We start from the raw sequence: 15609 nt of genomic DNA on the forward strand, positions 1-15609 counted from the left end.
AGCCCATGGATCTTGGAGGTCAAAGGATTCTCACCATCGGGCTCGGCCGCAGCGGCGTCGCTGCGGCGCGGCTTTGCCTCGACAAGGGCGCGCGTGTCACGGCGACCGACGCGACTGCGCGCGAGCGTTTGTCCAAGGAGGCGCTCGCGCTCGAAGCCGCGGGCGCGACGCTCGTCGCGGGCGGGCATCCGGCCTCGATCTTCGATGGGATCGACCTCGTCGTGATCTCGCCCGGCGTGCCCTCGTTCCCCGCGCTCGAAGCGTTCGAGAGGGCGGGCGGCGAGGTCATCGGCGAGCTGGAGCTCGCGGCGCGGTTTTTCGTGGGGACGCCGATCGCGCTGATCGGCGGGACGAACGGCAAGAGCACGACGACGGCGCTCGTGCACGCGATGCTCGAATCGGCCGGGAAAAAGACGTTCATCGGCGGCAACTTCGGCACGCCGCTCGCGGAGGTCGTGGGGCAGTCGTTCGACGCGATCGTCCTCGAGATTTCAAGCTTCCAGGCCGAGCGCGTGCCCACGTTGCATGCACGCGCGCACGCGCTGCTCAACATCACGGACGATCACCTCGACAGGTACCCGAGCTTCGAGGCGTACGCCGACGCCAAGGGAAATCCCTTCGTCACGATGGGGCCGCAAGACACGGCCGTGATCCCGCACGGCGACGCGCTCTGCGCGAGGCAGGCGGCGCGTGGCGGCGCACGTGTGGTCACGTTCAGCGCGACCGACGAGGCGGCCACCGTGCGCCCCGTCGGCGGCTCGATCGTGCATCGCGACGCGTGGCACAGCTTCCCGCGGGGCGCGCTCCAGATCGCCGGCAAACACAACATCGAGAACGCCTGCGCGGCGCTCGGCGTCGTGGCCGGGTTCGACGTCCCATTCGACGACAGCGCCGACTCGTGGCTCGCGCGTGCCGTCCGCAACTTCCGCGGCCTCGGCCATCGCACCGTGCTCGTCGGCGAGATCGACGGCGTGCGTTACTACGACGACTCGAAGGGCACGAACGTCGGCGCCTCGGTTGCCGCGCTGCGTGGTCTCTCCGAGGACAAGGCCGTCCTCATCGCGGGCGGCAAGGACAAACTCGGCGCGTACGAGCCGCTCGTCGATGCGCTCCGCGACAAGGGCCGCGCCCTCGTGCTCATCGGTGAGGCGGCCGATCGTATCGCCGCGGCCGCCAAGGGCGTGCTCCCTATCGAGCGCGCCGGATCCATGGCCGAGGCCGTGCAGATCGCGCGCCGCCTGGCCGAGGCCGGCGATGCCGTCCTGCTCAGCCCGGCCTGCGCGAGCTTCGACATGTTCCGCGACTACAAGGATCGCGGCGATCAATTTGCCCAGGCGGTCCAGTCCATGCTGGAGGTTCGGTCGTGAGCAGCAGCGCCGTCCTCTCGGGCAACAACGTCGTCGGCGAGCGCCGCCATTCGAGCGCGCCTCCGCCGAGGAACCGCCTCCTTCCGCCGAGTGATCCGCCGCCGCCCGCGCCGAAGAACGAACCCCGCGCGCCGCGCAAGGAGAGCGCCGGCAGCGGCGTCACCGCGCTTTTGCGTTCCAGCAAGGCCGGCCCCGTCGACTCGGTGCTCGCGGCCGTGGTGATCGCGCTCGTCGGGTTCGGCGTCGTCATGGTCTACAGCGCGAGCGCGATCGAAGCGACCGTGAAGTACCACGACGCGCAGTTCTTCCTGAAGCGCCAGGGCATCTACGCGCTCGTCGCGCTCTCGACGATGTGGCTCGTGAGCCGCTTCGACTACCGCAAGCTCAAGCCCTTCACGTACCCGATCCTCGTCGCGGTCACGCTCATGCTGGGCCTGACGATCCTCGGCCTCGGCCACAAGGCGGGCAACGCCTACCGCTGGATCGCGATCGGCCCCGTGCACATCCAGCCAGCAGAGACCGCCAAGCTCGGCATCGTCCTCTGGCTCGCGTACTCGCTGTCGAAGAAGGCCGAAAAGATCAAAAGCTTCTCGATCGGCTTCTTGCCGCACCTGATCGTCGTCGGCTTCCTCATCATGCTGCTCTTGAAGCAGCCCGACTTCGGCAGCGCCGTCGTGCTCCTGTTCCTCACGTTCACGCTGCTCTTCGTGGCAGGAGCGCGCCTGCCGTACATCGCGGCGTTCACGGCCCTGCTCGGCATGGGCGCCGCCGCGCTCGTCGCGTTCAGCGACTACCGCTACCGGCGCTACCTGGCGTTCATCGACATGGACAACCACCGCCAGGACCTCGCCTATCAGCCGTTCCAGTCCGTCATGAGCTTCGGCTCGGGCGGCTGGACCGGGCTCGGGCTCGGCAAGGGCCTGCAGGTGCTCTACCTGCCCGAGGCGCACACGGACTTCATCAGCGCGATCATCGGCGAGGAGCTCGGCTTCCTCGGCATCCTCGGCCTCGTCAGCGCCTACCTCGTCATCGTCTCGCGCGGCGTGAAGATCGCCCTCGAGGCGCACGACGACTACGGCAGCTTCATGGCCTTCGGCATCGCCACGCTCTTCGGCGTGCAGGCGCTCGTGAACCTCGCCGTCGCCATGGCCATCCTGCCGACGAAGGGTCTCACGCTGCCGTTCATGAGCTACGGCGGCTCGTCGCTGCTCGTGAACGCCGCCGGCGCGGGCATCCTGCTCAGCATCAGCCGTCCGCGGACGAACGAAGTTCCGCAAGACAAACCCGCGCCCGTGCGCACGAGCGAGGGCGCGCCGAGCGCGTCGGTCCTCATCGCGACGGAGGCCCAGGAAGGCGCCGCGGAGGGAGTGAGCGCGTGACGACCCTTCTTCTCGCAGGCGGCGGCACCGGCGGCCACGTCTTCCCGATGCTCGCGGTGGGCGAAGCCGTCCGCGCCGCCGACCCTTCCGCGCGTGTCGTCTACGTCGGCACCGCTCGCGGCCTCGAAGCGCGCGTCGTGCCCGAGCAGGGCGGCGAGCTCGAGCTGCTCGACATCCTGCCTCTTCGTGGTGGTGGTTTGTCCGGGTTCTTGAAGGGCGCGCAGCACGCCGCGGCCTCGATCCCCGCGGCGCGGGATCTCGTCCGCCGCCTCGGTCCTTCGGCCGTCCTCTCGGTCGGCGGATACGCGGGCGGCCCCGTCTGCTTCGCCGCGCGCACGCTCGGCGTCGCCGTCACCGTGCTCGAACCGAACAGCGTGATGGGCCTGTCGAACCGCCTGCTCGCGCCGTTCGCCGTCCGTGCGTACACCACGTTTCCCGAGGTCGATCGTTTCTTCCGCCCGAGCATCGTGCGCCGTCTCGGCGTGCCGCTCCGCAAGGCCTTCGCCCCCGCGCCGTACGAGGTCCAGAAGGACAAACTCTCGATCCTCGTTCTCGGCGGCAGCCAGGGCGCGAAGGCCCTGAACGAGACGGTGCCGCGTGCGATTTCCCAGATCGGAAGCCAGGTCCCGGGCCTGCGCGTCCTTCATCAAACCGGCCGCGAGCGCGAGGTCGAGGCCCGTGCGCTCTACGAATCGCTCGGTTTGTCCGGGACCGCCGAGGTCGTCCCGTTCATCGACGACATGGCCCGCGCGCTCGCCTCGGCCGACCTCGTGATCGCTCGTGCCGGCGCCTCCACGCTCGCCGAGCTCTGCGCCGTCGGCCGTCCCGCGATCCTCGTCCCGTATCCGTTCGCGGCCGACGATCATCAGCTCAAGAACGCGCGTTCGCTGGAGAAGCGCGGCGCGGCCGTGGCGCTGCCGCAGTCCGAGGCCACGGCCGATCGGGTCGCGGACGAGATCCGGAGGCTCGCGGAGTCGCCCGAACGACGCGTTTCCATGGCGCGCGCCGCGGCCGAGATCGGGGCGCCCGACGCGGCGAAGGCCGTGGCGGCAGATCTGCTCGAGCTCGCGCGTTTGCGGGAATCGAAACACCGGGAGAAAGCCCGGGGAAGGACGGCATGATGTTCCGCGGGCGCGTCCGGCACATCCACTTCGTGGGCATCGGCGGCGTTGGCATGAGCGGCCTCGCGGAGATCCTCCGCTCGCTCGAGTTCGACGTCTCCGGCTCCGACGTGAAGAGCGGCGGTACCACGCAGCGCCTCGCCTCGCTCGGCGTGCGCATCGACATCGGCCACCGCGCCGAGAACGTGCGCGGCGTCGACGTCGTCGTGTATTCGAGCGCGATCCGCCCGGAAAACCCCGAGCTCGTCGAGGCCCGCGCCCTCGGCATCCCCGTCATCGGCCGCGCCGAGATGCTCGCCGAGCTGATGCGCGTGAAGTACGGCGTGGCCATCGCGGGTTCGCACGGAAAAACCACGACGACCTCGCTCGTCGCCACGGTGCTGCGCCACGCGGGCCTCGATCCCACGGTCGTCGTTGGCGGCAAGATGGCCGCGCTTGGCTCGAACGCGCGCCTCGGCGCCGGCGATCTGCTCGTCGCCGAGGCCGACGAGAGCGACGGCTCGTTCCTGCGCCTGACGCCCACGATCGCCGTGGTCACGAACATCGACCCCGAGCACCTCGATCACTACGGCACGCACGAGAAGATCAAGGACGCCTTCATCGAGTTCGCCGCGCGCGTGCCCTTCTACGGCCTCGCCGTGCTCTGCCTCGATCACCCCCACGTGCAGGACATCCTGCCGCGCATCCCGCGCCGCCACGTCACCTACGGCGTGTCGCCGCACGCGGACTACTGCGCGCGTGGCATCCAGTTCCGCGGCCTGGAAACGAGCTTCAACGCGTATCGCCGCGGCCAGCCCCTCGGCGGCTTTACCGTGAAGATGCCCGGCGCGCACAACGTGCTGAACTGCCTCGCGACGATCGCCGTCGCCGATGAGCTGGAAGTCCCGCTCGACGTCACGAAACAAGCCCTCGCCACGTTCGGCGGCGTCGCGCGTCGCTTCACGGTCGTCGGCGTGCATCAAGGCGTCACGCTCGTCGACGACTACGGCCATCATCCGGCCGAGATCCGCGCGACGATCGAGGCCGCGCGCCGCGCCTACCCCGACGATGCGCACCGGATCGTCGTGGCCTTCCAGCCGCACCGCTACACGCGCACGAAGGATCTCTTCGAAGATTTTACGCGCGCCTTCAACCTCGCGGACGTCCTCTTCGTCACGGACATTTACGCCGCGGGCGAGGCGCCGCTGCCCGGCGTGAGCGCCGAGCGGCTCGTGCAGTCGATCCGCGAGCACGGCCATCACGACGCCACGTACGTGCCGAACAAGGCTGATTTGCCCGAGGTTCTGGCGAAGGTCGTGCGCCCCGGCGACGTCGTGATCGCCCTCGGCGCGGGCGACATCAACAACATGTTGAAGGGCCTGCGCGCGCGGCTCGATGGCGTCACCGAGCCTCCGCCGGCGAGCCGGGAGGGTGGTCCATGAGCGACACGCTTCCCCCGAACCGAAGGCTGAAAAAGCCTTCCACGCCGCCAGTCGTTGCTGCTCCAAAGGATCCGGAGGCGGTCCACATTTGGGGCTCCGGATCGCCTTCGGCGTCCTCCGCCCCAAACCCCGAGCACGACTCGCCGCCGCCGCCCGGGGCCACGACGAGCACGATCCGCCCGCCGAAGCCCAAGGCGAAGCCGCGCCTCACGCTCCCGCGGCCGAAGCTCCCGCGCGCGCTGTCGCTCCTGCTCGGCGTGATGGTGGTCCTCTCGGCCTCGATCGCGGTCGCCTGGGGCGCGCGCCGGTACATCATGACGAGCCCGCGCTTTGCGATCCGCACGGTGCTCGTCGATGGAAACCGCCGCTTGCCGGCCGAGCAGGTCGCCGGCACGGGCGGCGTCACCGTGGGTCGCAACATCTTCGAGCTCGACCTCGAGACGGCGAGCGCGTCCATCACCACCGAGCCCTGGGTCGAAAAAGCCCAGGTGACGCGCACGCTCCCCTCAACCGTGCGCATCACGGTCGTCGAGCGCGAAGCCTGGGCCGTGGCCACGATCGGCGGCGAGCTGTACCTCGTCACGCGCGACGGCGACCCGTTCAAGCGCGTCGCCGACGGCGATCCGATCGACCTGCCCGTCGTCACGGGCATCACGCCCGAAAAGGTCGCCGCGGACCGGCCCGGCGTGGTCAACGCGCTGCGTCGCGCCCTCGATGTGGTCGAGGACATGGATCGGGCCGGCATCAGCAAGCGCTACCCGATCCAGGAGGTCCACCTCGAGCGCGACGGCACGATCGTGATGACGATTGGCAAGGACGCGATCTCGCTTTACCTGGGCCAGACGCGGTTTCGCGAGAAGATCGAGCAGGCCGCGCGCGTCTTGATGGAGCTCGGAAAGCGCAAGGCGAATCCCGCGGTGATCTTCCTGGACAACGAGGCGCACCCCGAGCGCGTCGTCGTGAGGATGCGATGAACCGGTGTCGTCCTACGATCGGGGCTTCGGATCGCCTTCGGCGCCCTGCGCCCCGAACCCCGTCGTTCTCGAAATTTGGCCAGCCTCCGCTCGCCATGTCAGCGTCGCCCTGCTTCGCGAGGCGCACGGCCTCCGTATCGGGTGGATGCGAATGAAGAGCAGGATGGAGCAGAGCGAGATTGTCGTCGGTCTCGACATCGGGACGACGAAGGTGTCTGCCGTCGTCGGCGAGGTCGACGCCGATGGGATCACCATCCTCGGCGTGGGCAACGTCCCGTGCCGCGGGCTGCGCAAAGGCATCGTGGCGAACATCGACTGGACGGTCCGGTCGATCGCCGAGGCCATCGAGGCGGCGCAGACGATGGCCGGCGTCGAGATTCGCACGGTGTATGCAGGCGTCGCCGGCAACCACATCCGCGGCCAGTCTTCGGACGGCGTGGTCGCGGTGGGCGGCGGCGAGGTGACCGACGTCGACGTGGGCCGCGTCCTCGAAGGCGCGCGTGCCATTCCGATCGACGCCGATCGGCAGATCCTGCATGCCTTGCCGCGCGAGTTCACGGTCGACAACCAGGACGGTATTCGTGATCCCGTGGGAATGAGCGGCGTTCGCCTCGGCGTGAAGGTGAACCTCATCACGGCCGCCACGTCCTGCGTGCAAAACGTGGTCCGTTGCGCCGAGCGCTGCGGATTGACCGTGGCCGATGTGGTCCTCGAGCCGCTCGCGAGCGCGGAAGCGGTTCTCTCCGAGGACGAAAAAGAGATCGGCGTCGCCGTGATCGATATCGGCGGCGGTACGACGGATTTGCTGATTTACGTGGACGGCGGAATCGCGCATGCGAGCGTGATCCCTGCCGGCGGGAATAACGTGACGGCGGATCTCGCGGCGGGCCTGCGTACGCCGATGGCCGAGGCGGAGCGGTTGAAGCGCAATTTCGGCTGCGCGCTCGGTCGTATGGTGGCGGACGACGAGGAGGTCGAGGTTCCGGGCGTCGGCGGCCATCCGCCGCGCAAAGTTCCGCGCCGGGTGCTTTCGGACATCATCGAGCCGCGGATCGAGGAGATTTTTGCGGTGATCCGCAAACGCATCGAGGACGCGGGCCTGCTCGATCAGCTCGCGGCGGGCGCGGTTCTCACGGGCGGCGCGGTGCTCATGGAAGGCATGAGCGAATTCGCCGAGGAGATCCTGGGTATGCCGGTTCGTCTCGGCGTACCGGTCGGGATGCGTGGAATCACGCAGCTCGTCGCGGGCCCGCAATATGCTACCGGCGTGGGTCTGCTCCACTACGGAGCGAACCAGCTTCGCGAGGCGCGCGAGCCGCGCGTCGTCGTGGAGTCGCAGCCGCCGCCGCGCCAGACGGCGCCGCGCGTGACGGCGCCTTCGAGGCCCGATCGAAGTCAGCTCATCGAGGAGCCCGTCGCCGAAAAACGTCAAGGCGGCCGGTTCTGGAATTGGTTGCGCGCAGCTTTCTGAGCTGACGCACGAGGGTAAATTTCGTAAAACGAAGTCGAGATACGGAAAGCGTTACAGATTGATAGGCGGTTTCATGGGGGAGAGGCACCCCACGAAGTCGCCCTTGGGAGCAGGCGAGGCTCCCTTGGCCCCGAGCGGCCGGAAAGAAATCCCGGGAGGCGTTTCATGAGTTTCTCTATCGAGTTTGCCGACGAGCACGCGGGTTACGACGCCCGGATCAAGGTGATCGGCTGTGGCGGGTCGGGCGGCAATGCCGTCAACACGATGATCAACTTCGGCCTCGAAGGGGTCGAGTTCCAGGTCGTGAACACCGACGCCCAGGCGCTGTCGGCGAGCATCGCGCCGATCAAGGTGCACATCGGCTCGAACGTCACCCGTGGCCTCGGCGCGGGCGCCGATCCCGAGAAGGGCCGCAAGGCGGCGCTCGAGGACGTGCAACGCCTGAAGGAGCTCATCCAGGGCGCCGACATGGTCTTCGTGACCGCCGGCATGGGCGGCGGCACGGGCACGGGCGCGGCGCCGGTGATCGCGCAGCTCGCCCGCGAGGAAGGTTGCCTCACCGTCGGCGTCGTGACGAAGCCCTTCTTCTTCGAGGGCAAGCAGCGGGCGCGTCGCGCCGAGCTCGGTCTCGCCATGCTCTCCGAGCACGTCGACACGCTCATCACGATCCCGAACCAGAAGCTCCTGACGCTCGGTGACGAGGAGCTCTCCTTCGTGGACGCCTTCCGCAAAGCCGACGAGGTCCTCTACCAGGCGATCAAGGGCATCAGCGACCTCATCACGCAGAACGGCATCGTCAACGTCGACTTCGCCGACGTGAAGACGGTCATGAGCAACATGGGCCGCGCGCTCATGGGCACGGGCTGCGCGAAGGGCCAGGGCCGCGCGCGCCTCGCCGCCGAGATGGCCATCACCTCGCCGCTGCTCGACGACATCTCGGTCGAGGGCGCGATGGGCGTGCTCATCAACGTCGTCGGCGGCCCCGACATGCGCATGCGCGAGATCGAGGAGGCCGCGACGCTCGTGCAGGAGCAGGCGCACGAGGACGCGAACATCATCTTCGGCGCGACCATCGACGAGACGATGGGCGACATGATCAAGGTCACCGTCATCGCGACGGGCTTCGACATGAACGTCTCCGACGCCGCGCAGCACACCGCGGGCGCGATGATGCCGGGCGCGCGGACGCCGCAGGCGATGCCGATCTCGACGGCGCCGTCGCTCACGAACGCGCTGACGAGCGCCCTCACGGGCGGTGGGTCGCGTTCGAACCCGCCGCCGCTCTCGGCGCCGCAGCGCAGCATGCCGCAGCCGCAGCGCGAGGAGCCGGCCTACACGGTGCGCGGCGGTCGCGGTGCGCCGGCCCAGCAGCCGGCCCCGGCCTCGCTGTCGTCGGGCGCCTCGGGCACGCCTTCGCGCGAGCGCGCGACCTTCGTCCCGCCGCTCGACGCGGACTGGGACACGCCGGCCTTCCAGCGCCGCGGTCAGTGATGGTGGGGGGCTCCGGTCGGCCCTGAGCCGATTCTCCGCGACGCGGAGAATCGTCGGGCCTTCCTCTGCCCCAGGAATCGGACACTAAGGATTCCGCGAAGTTACCTCCCGCTCGCACGTTTCCCGGAACGTTTCAGTAGGGAAGCAGGCAGCGGGGGGAACACCTCGCCCACGTTCCGCCCCATGAGCTGGGCCTCGTCGAAGTAGACGTCCGTGGTCTCCTGCTTCTGGTGCCCGAGGATCCGGCGAAGCTCGATCGCCCCGTAGCGTCCCGACCGTGCCGCCCACGTCGCGCCCGTAGCCCGTAGCCCGTGCATGGTCAAGGGCACGTGCGTGCGACTCCGCTCGCGTAGCTCTGCGCGCGTGAGGCCCGCGCGGTCGAGGTAGCCGCAGAACTTGTCTGCCACCTTGTAGACGTTCACGGGACACAAGAGCCCGCTCCCGCCTGCTTCCTCGATCATCGCGGCGAGCAGCGGAATCACGTTTGTTTCGAGCCCAAACGATCTTGCGCGCCCGTTCTTGGGAGTCTTCTCCCGCTTGCGCGGACGATCGAACGATCGCCGGATCGTGATCGTCTCGTGAGCGAGATCGATGTCCTCGCATCGGAGCCGCCCGAGCTCCCCGAGGCGACACATGAGGAACACCGCGAGCGCGACGAGCCGGCGAGCGTTCAGCGGGATCGCCTCGCACGAGACGAAGCGCAAGAACTCATCGGGGTAGAAGCACGCTCGCGTTTGTTTCTTCGGCGTCGGCGGACCCTTCACGCCAAGCGCGGGATTGTCCGGCCGAACGTAGAGATCCGGATCGCCATCCTCATCCGATGCAGCGGCGAGCATCGCGCGGAAGTAGGAGAAGTAGCGCGTGGCAGTGTTGGCCGAGATCCGATCGGCCGCTGCCTCGTTCCGGAAGTACGCCGCGACGCGCTTGACGTCATCACGCGTCAACGCTGCGATCGGCTTCTCCCCGATCGTCGTCGTCCCATCGTCGGTCTTGACGGGGAACACGTGGCACTTGAGGCCCGACGTGTAGCAAGCGATCGAGCCGTGCCCTTGCTTGTCTCGCCACGCAAGCCAGCGCTCCCCGTAGCTCGCGACCGTTTCGAGCAACGATCCCGCCGCGCTCGCCGCGGTGGGGTTCGCCGTCGCTCCGCGGAGCAGAGCGTCACGGGGGACCAGCTCGATCGGCACCCAATCGGGCAAGCGTCCTTCCTCCGCCAGGCGAGCCAGCGCGAGGTCTGGACGGTCCGTGTAGAGCTTGGCCAGCTTGTCGAGATCGGCTTCGGTGGGGGGCCGACCGTTGACCCCCTTCCGGACTGTGATGCCGGGCAGACGGCGATCCTTCACGCCCGGCACGGCCGACTGTGGAAGGGTGACGTAGACCAGGAAGTGATCGCCCGATCGCTTCCACGTGCCCTTGCGCGCTCGTCCCATGGATCACGCTCCGATCCAGGGCGCCCGGGGCGCGCAGAAGTTGGACGCCAAATAGACGGATGCTACCCTATTCATAGGTCAAACCTCGCTTTGCTCGGGGTTTGGCTTAGGGCTCCCGTGCATGTCTCCATCATGCATGGGGGCCCGCCTTGTCATACCCCCTACCAGAGGAACGCCCCCACGTCAAGGAAGAGGCCGGGTGCCTCATCGGCGCGCCTTTCCTGCGGGCTTTGCTCGTCGCGGCGGAGGGTTATCGTTCGTCGCTCGGTTCGCCTCGTGCAATGCGAGCGCGTCTCCATATCCGTCGGAGGTATGCGCCTCGCGCGCCGAGCGGTGCGGGGCAATCGTCGCGCGAGATTCGATCCACGCGTCCACCTCGTCTTTGCGAGCCAGCACCTTGCGCCCGATCTTTGTCGCCTTGAACGCTCCTTCCCGCGCGAGGCGCAGAAATGCCGTCCGGCCCATGGGCGCGGTTTTCGCGTCGTAGAAGCCGCCGCCATTCCCGCCGGGGTTCGCCTCGATGGCCTCGCGCATGATGCTTCCGGCATAGCGGAGCAACGTGGCGAGCGCCGCGATCACCTCGGGGGGCAATTCATGGGTAGCCACGTCCCCTACCTCGATTGACTCCGGAGGAGCCGCAAAGCATCCGCTAGCTCTCGCTCCACGGTACGGAGCCGCTCCTCCATGTCGTCCTGACGCTGCATGATCGCCGCGGTAAAGGGCGTGAGTTCAAGCAGGCCCTCCATTCGCACAAGGCAACCCGTGCGCCCCTTCTGGGGAATGAGGATCGCTGCGCCCGTGGCACGCTCCGCAGCGCGGATACGCCGCATGACGCGCCGCCGCCAAGAGGTATCGTGCGTCGGGATTCCAAGGACAAGCGCGGCGGCATCCAACCGCATTACGCCCTTTGGCTTCGCCCGGGTTCGCCGTCCCCGGTGGTCCCCGGGCGTGTCGTCGGCGTCGTCGGGCGCGGAAGGGTGGCGAGGCATCAACCCAAAGCGAGCCTCGACCGTGACGCCCCAATTCGATTGCAGGGACCGCGGAGCCATGCGCCCATCGTCCCGAACGGCCGGGCATCGCGGCAAGGGAAAACAGGGCAGAAACACGGCACAGATAGGACACTAAATGTCCTATCCGAGCTTCGCTGCACGATTCCAGTGAGGCGACGATAGGACATCAATTGTCCTATCGTGCTCATCTGTTGGCAGACCTCAGCGAAATCAAGCGCTTACGCGCGTCACTCCCCAAATATGTACGATTCTCGACAACAAATGGTCACGGCGTTCTCGTCATCCTCGACCGCCTCACCGATGGGCTCCCCCCCGCCGGCCTCGCATGTGCCCTTGATGTAGGCGTGATCCGTGATGGCCTTTGCCCCAACGGCGCGGCCAAGAGGAATGAGCGGGTTGCAGTCACCCATGACCGAGTAAATGGGCTGTTCCAGAAATTGCGATGAACAGGCCGCATCATCGAATAGGCGCAGCGTCGCAGCGCAGTATCCACCTTGCGGCACGCCGCACGTGCATGCCGTGCATTCGCGCGATTCCTTGGGCTGAAACGGGTACATGGTCCGGGGAAGCTCCCAATTGTAGGGCTTGGGGCACTTCGTATGCTTCCCTTTCTGCCAGATACATTGACGGTAGGGGTAGAGCACCTTGGGGACGCAGAGCTGATCCCCCGAGCCACAGAGCGACGTATCGAGGCTCGACCGACAGGCGAGCGCGCCCGTCTCCCATTGCGTGATCCTCGACCCGCCCGCCTTGATGATGGGCGACGGCTTGACGTCGCACTTCTCGTTTACCGGTGGGGGAAGCGCCGAGAACGAGATCGACTGCGCGCACGGGATGCCGCTCCCCGGGGGACACTGCACCCCAGCGGGTAGCGCGTTCGCGTCCGTGCAGGTCCCATCCCACCCCCCCGCGCCGTCAAAAGGGAGCGACGGCGCCCCCACCGCGCCGCACATGCCAGCCCCGATCGTGATCTCCCCCGGGACGCCGCTGCATTGCCCCGTCGCTTCTTGGCATTCGCAGGGGTCGCACTGCATGGGGGGAGCCGTGAGGCCGGCGTAAAGCTTGAACTGCTCGCCCCCAACGAAGGGGCACCCCTTCGGCATGTCTTGGGCCGGGCCGATCCAGACGGCCCACGGTACCGGGCTCCAGAAACCTGCCGGGGTCGCGGAATCGTTGGGGATCTCGACGCATTCGCCGCCTTGCGCCTCGCAGGCAGCTTGTGGATCGGCGTCCGGGCCGGCGTCGACGTCTGGACCGGCATCCGGGCACGCTTCGGTAGGGAATAGGGGATCGGGGATACATTCCCCGAAAACGTTCTCTGTTACGGAGCACCCCTCGACAAGACCGCCCATAACCACCGCAATAGCCAATGGGACAGAGGCAACTAAAAATAGATTCGCTTTGCGCTTCACAGCACTTCCCTATGCTACAGGTTCCACACAGCCGAAACAGTCCCCGCCAGCATCACCGCCGGTTGCTCTACAAGCACCTTTTGACCGACGATGATGCGAGTAGCCTTCGATAGCGCCAGCCCGTCGACCGCTACCCGCAAGGCCAGCGGCCCCACAAGAGGGATGTCGATTCCTGCGAGTCCGCCAAAGCCTGGACGAAATAGGACTTGTGATGCTTCGCGGAATGGGTCGCGCTGAAAATCAATCTTCATGAAACCAATATGCCCGGCAGCGCATACCCACGCCCACCGCCAATGGCCGCATAGTCCAGCTAATGCCCCAGCGGTCATTGCATGAATCGGCTCGCCACCTATGTTTGCTGTCGACCAAGCGCTACGCATCTGGGCATCAACCGAGAAGTAGCTGTGTAGTCGAATGCGTCCGGAGAGCACCGCGCCCACGGCCGGAGCCCACGACGCCACCCCCAGCACCATGACCGGCCCAGCGCCGATCGATCCTCTCACCCCTGACTTCTTCCCATCCCCCGGAGGATCGTCGTACGCATACGGATCCTCCTGCTTAGGCAAGGGCTTCCCGTCCACGACCGCTACCGCCCCAGCAATGCCTAGACTGGGATCCCCCAGCGACTCTAGGCGTACCTCGGGGAGACCGGGGGGCCTGGGGATCCCCGCTGGCTCCGGTAGGGGCTTGGGCGCGGGGATGGGCTCGATCGAAGGCTCGGGAGGTAGCGGCGTCAAGGTGACCGGGACGTCCATGCTCCCGCCCTTGCACGCCGTGAACACCGCGCGCCCATCCCGATAGCCGGTCAGGGTCGCGCGGATTTCATGCTCGCCAGGAGGCAGGAAGACAAAAAATGCGTTCATCCGCGCTCGATTCCACGGCTTCCCGTCGATCGTCGTCGTCTCCGGTGCGTGGCTCACCTGCACGTCGACCATGCACACCGCATCGCGCGCGATGCCATATGCGCCGTTAAACTTCTCTCGCTCTGCGGGGGTAGCGCTCCAATCACGATTGACGGCAGTGTGGAGCAAATCGGCCGCTTGCGCGTATCGCCCCAGCTTCACGAGCAACACCCCGAGACGACCGGCAATGAGGGGATCGGAGCGGATCGCAAGAGCCTCCGAATAGGCGATCACGGCTTCGCCGATCTTCCCCGCGGCCCTCGCATTATCGCCGCGTGACGCATACTCGGCGAAGCGTATCTCGTCCGCGGCAATGGCGATCTTCGCAGGATCCCCGCCCTGCGCCGTACTCGCGTCGTCGGCCCACGCGGGTACGGCGAGCCCCAGACCAGCCGCGAGAACAACCAGCGCCAGACGTCCCGACAACATGGAATGACTGTAGACAAACCTACGCACGGGGGCAAGTGGGTTTGTAGCTACGAACCCTCGGAACGATTCAGCGCAACAAATCGGCCGGACTTGCGCCGCTTTTCGTATGGGTGTTTCCTCCGCGGATCGCGTCGATCCGCTCGTCTGCCTCGGGCGGCAGCACGGGATCCGGCGTCGGTGTGAGGCGTGGCTGTAGGCGTTCGAGCGGCTCACAGGTCCGCGTGCGTTCGGGCTCGGGGATCCTGCATTCGACGACCGCGTGGCCATGGAAGGCCCGTTCGGCAACCGCGACGACGTAGACGGCCGGCAACCGGACGAGCTTCGGCGGATCGGGAAAGAGGAGCAGCCAAGCAGCCATTGCCGCGCCGCCCAGGGCGAGCCCAGCCGCTATGGTGCCGATAGGCTCAACAAACGGTGAGAGCCAACGAAGGCCGGCGAGCGCGCGATCCCCGGGCGCAGCGTCGGCCGCCCCCGGAAGCTCGGGCGCGCCATGGGCCGCCTCCGGAAGTTCGGGCGCGTCGCCACCGCGGAACCATCGTTCGAACCACGCGATCGGCAGAATCACCAGCCGCTTTGGCTGCCGGCGAGCTTCCTTTATCGCATCGGCAAGGCGCTGCGTTGCCTGGTGCAGGTAGACGCGGGAGCGCTCGGGAGGGATCCCCAGCGCTTCGGCGATCTCCTCGTGCGACATGCCTTGATCCCATACCGCAGAAAACACCGCTTGCATCCGAGGAGGAAGCTTGGGGCGCACGATGGCAATCAATTCGAGCCAGCCCGTCTGGCAGGCGATTTCCTCCGGGGTCGGCTCGTCGGACGGGACGCGCAGAATCGAGCGCAATCGTCGCGCGAGCCGCACGATCGGCCGTTGCTTTCGCTGATGGAAGCGGGCGGCCGTCCGGGTTGTGATGACCCAGAGCCATGGACGCAAGGGGCCGACAGGGGGGTTTGTTCGTCGGCTCTTTTCGGCCTCGAACATCACCTCTTGGGTGATGTCGTCGCGGTCCTCGGGGGACGTGATCCAACGCTCGGTCCATTCGAGGACAACGGGCCGGAGCGCCGCCAGCTCGTCGGCGGAAGGAAGGCCGGGGGGTGTCGGAAGACAGGGGGCCAGGTTCATGACCTACAAACGTGGCGGGCGACCCCCACGACGTTACCCCATGCCTTGCGATTTTGGTAGCAGCTCGCCGCATACAGTCGCACCT

12 protein-coding genes are annotated in these 15609 nt (G+C 67.4%); 7 read left to right on the top strand and 5 right to left on the bottom strand.

The features are described from left to right. The first annotated feature begins 5 nt into the window (after positions 1–5). The 7 genes from murD to ftsZ all read left to right on the top strand — a co-directional run bounded on the left by murD (position 6) and on the right by ftsZ (position 9224). The gene (gene murD / locus KEG57_RS35240) at positions 6–1367 is read left to right on the top strand and encodes a UDP-N-acetylmuramoyl-L-alanine--D-glutamate ligase (RefSeq protein ID WP_272459233.1); all 1362 of its coding nucleotides are present in this window, start codon (positions 6–8) and stop codon (positions 1365–1367) included. Then, positions 1364–2746, top strand: a complete 1383-nt coding sequence (ftsW, locus tag KEG57_RS35245) for a putative lipid II flippase FtsW (RefSeq protein ID WP_272424984.1) — start codon at positions 1364–1366, stop codon at positions 2744–2746. The genes murD and ftsW overlap by 4 nt, the downstream gene beginning before the upstream one ends. Then, on the top strand, positions 2743–3867 hold the full coding sequence (murG, locus tag KEG57_RS35250; RefSeq protein WP_272424985.1) for an undecaprenyldiphospho-muramoylpentapeptide beta-N-acetylglucosaminyltransferase: 1125 nt from the start codon (positions 2743–2745) through the stop codon (positions 3865–3867). Before ftsW ends, murG begins: the two co-directional genes overlap by 4 nt. Continuing rightward, positions 3864–5288 (top strand): UDP-N-acetylmuramate--L-alanine ligase, encoded by a 1425-nt coding sequence (gene murC, locus KEG57_RS35255; RefSeq protein ID WP_276074167.1) that lies wholly within the window; start codon positions 3864–3866, stop codon positions 5286–5288. The genes murG and murC overlap by 4 nt, the downstream gene beginning before the upstream one ends. Further along, positions 5285–6262, top strand: coding sequence for a cell division protein FtsQ/DivIB (locus KEG57_RS35260; RefSeq protein WP_272424986.1), 978 nt, complete (start codon positions 5285–5287; stop codon positions 6260–6262). Before murC ends, KEG57_RS35260 begins: the two co-directional genes overlap by 4 nt. A 151-nt stretch (positions 6263–6413) precedes the next feature. Continuing rightward, positions 6414–7733 (top strand): cell division protein FtsA, encoded by a 1320-nt coding sequence (ftsA, locus tag KEG57_RS35265; RefSeq protein WP_272424987.1) that lies wholly within the window; start codon positions 6414–6416, stop codon positions 7731–7733. A 165-nt stretch (positions 7734–7898) separates the two neighbouring features. Next, positions 7899–9224, top strand: coding sequence for a cell division protein FtsZ (gene ftsZ / locus KEG57_RS35270; protein ID WP_272424988.1), 1326 nt, complete (start codon positions 7899–7901; stop codon positions 9222–9224). Between the two features lie 101 nt (positions 9225–9325). On the opposite strand, the gene KEG57_RS35275 is transcribed toward ftsZ, so the two are convergent. The 5 genes from KEG57_RS35275 to KEG57_RS35295 all read right to left on the bottom strand — a co-directional run bounded on the left by KEG57_RS35275 (position 9326) and on the right by KEG57_RS35295 (position 15524). Continuing rightward, on the bottom strand, positions 9326–10654 hold the full coding sequence (locus tag KEG57_RS35275; RefSeq protein ID WP_272459234.1) for a tyrosine-type recombinase/integrase: 1329 nt from the start codon (positions 10652–10654) through the stop codon (positions 9326–9328). A gap of 204 nt (positions 10655–10858) precedes the next feature. Next, positions 10859–11260 carry a helix-turn-helix domain-containing protein gene (locus KEG57_RS35280; protein WP_272459235.1) on the bottom strand — a complete coding sequence of 134 codons (402 nt, stop codon included), beginning with the start codon at positions 11258–11260 and terminating at the stop codon, positions 10859–10861. Between the two features lie 631 nt (positions 11261–11891). Next, entirely contained in the window at positions 11892–12767 is an 876-nt protein-coding gene (locus tag KEG57_RS35285) for a hypothetical protein (protein WP_272459236.1), read from the bottom strand. Between the two features lie 323 nt (positions 12768–13090). After that, entirely contained in the window at positions 13091–14407 is a 1317-nt protein-coding gene (locus KEG57_RS35290) for a hypothetical protein (RefSeq protein ID WP_272459237.1), read from the bottom strand. Between the two features lie 67 nt (positions 14408–14474). Next, positions 14475–15524, bottom strand: a complete 1050-nt coding sequence (locus KEG57_RS35295) for an RNA polymerase sigma factor (protein WP_272459238.1) — start codon at positions 15522–15524, stop codon at positions 14475–14477. Between the last annotated feature and the right edge of the window lie 85 nt (positions 15525–15609).

The organism is Polyangium jinanense (assembly GCF_028435365.1).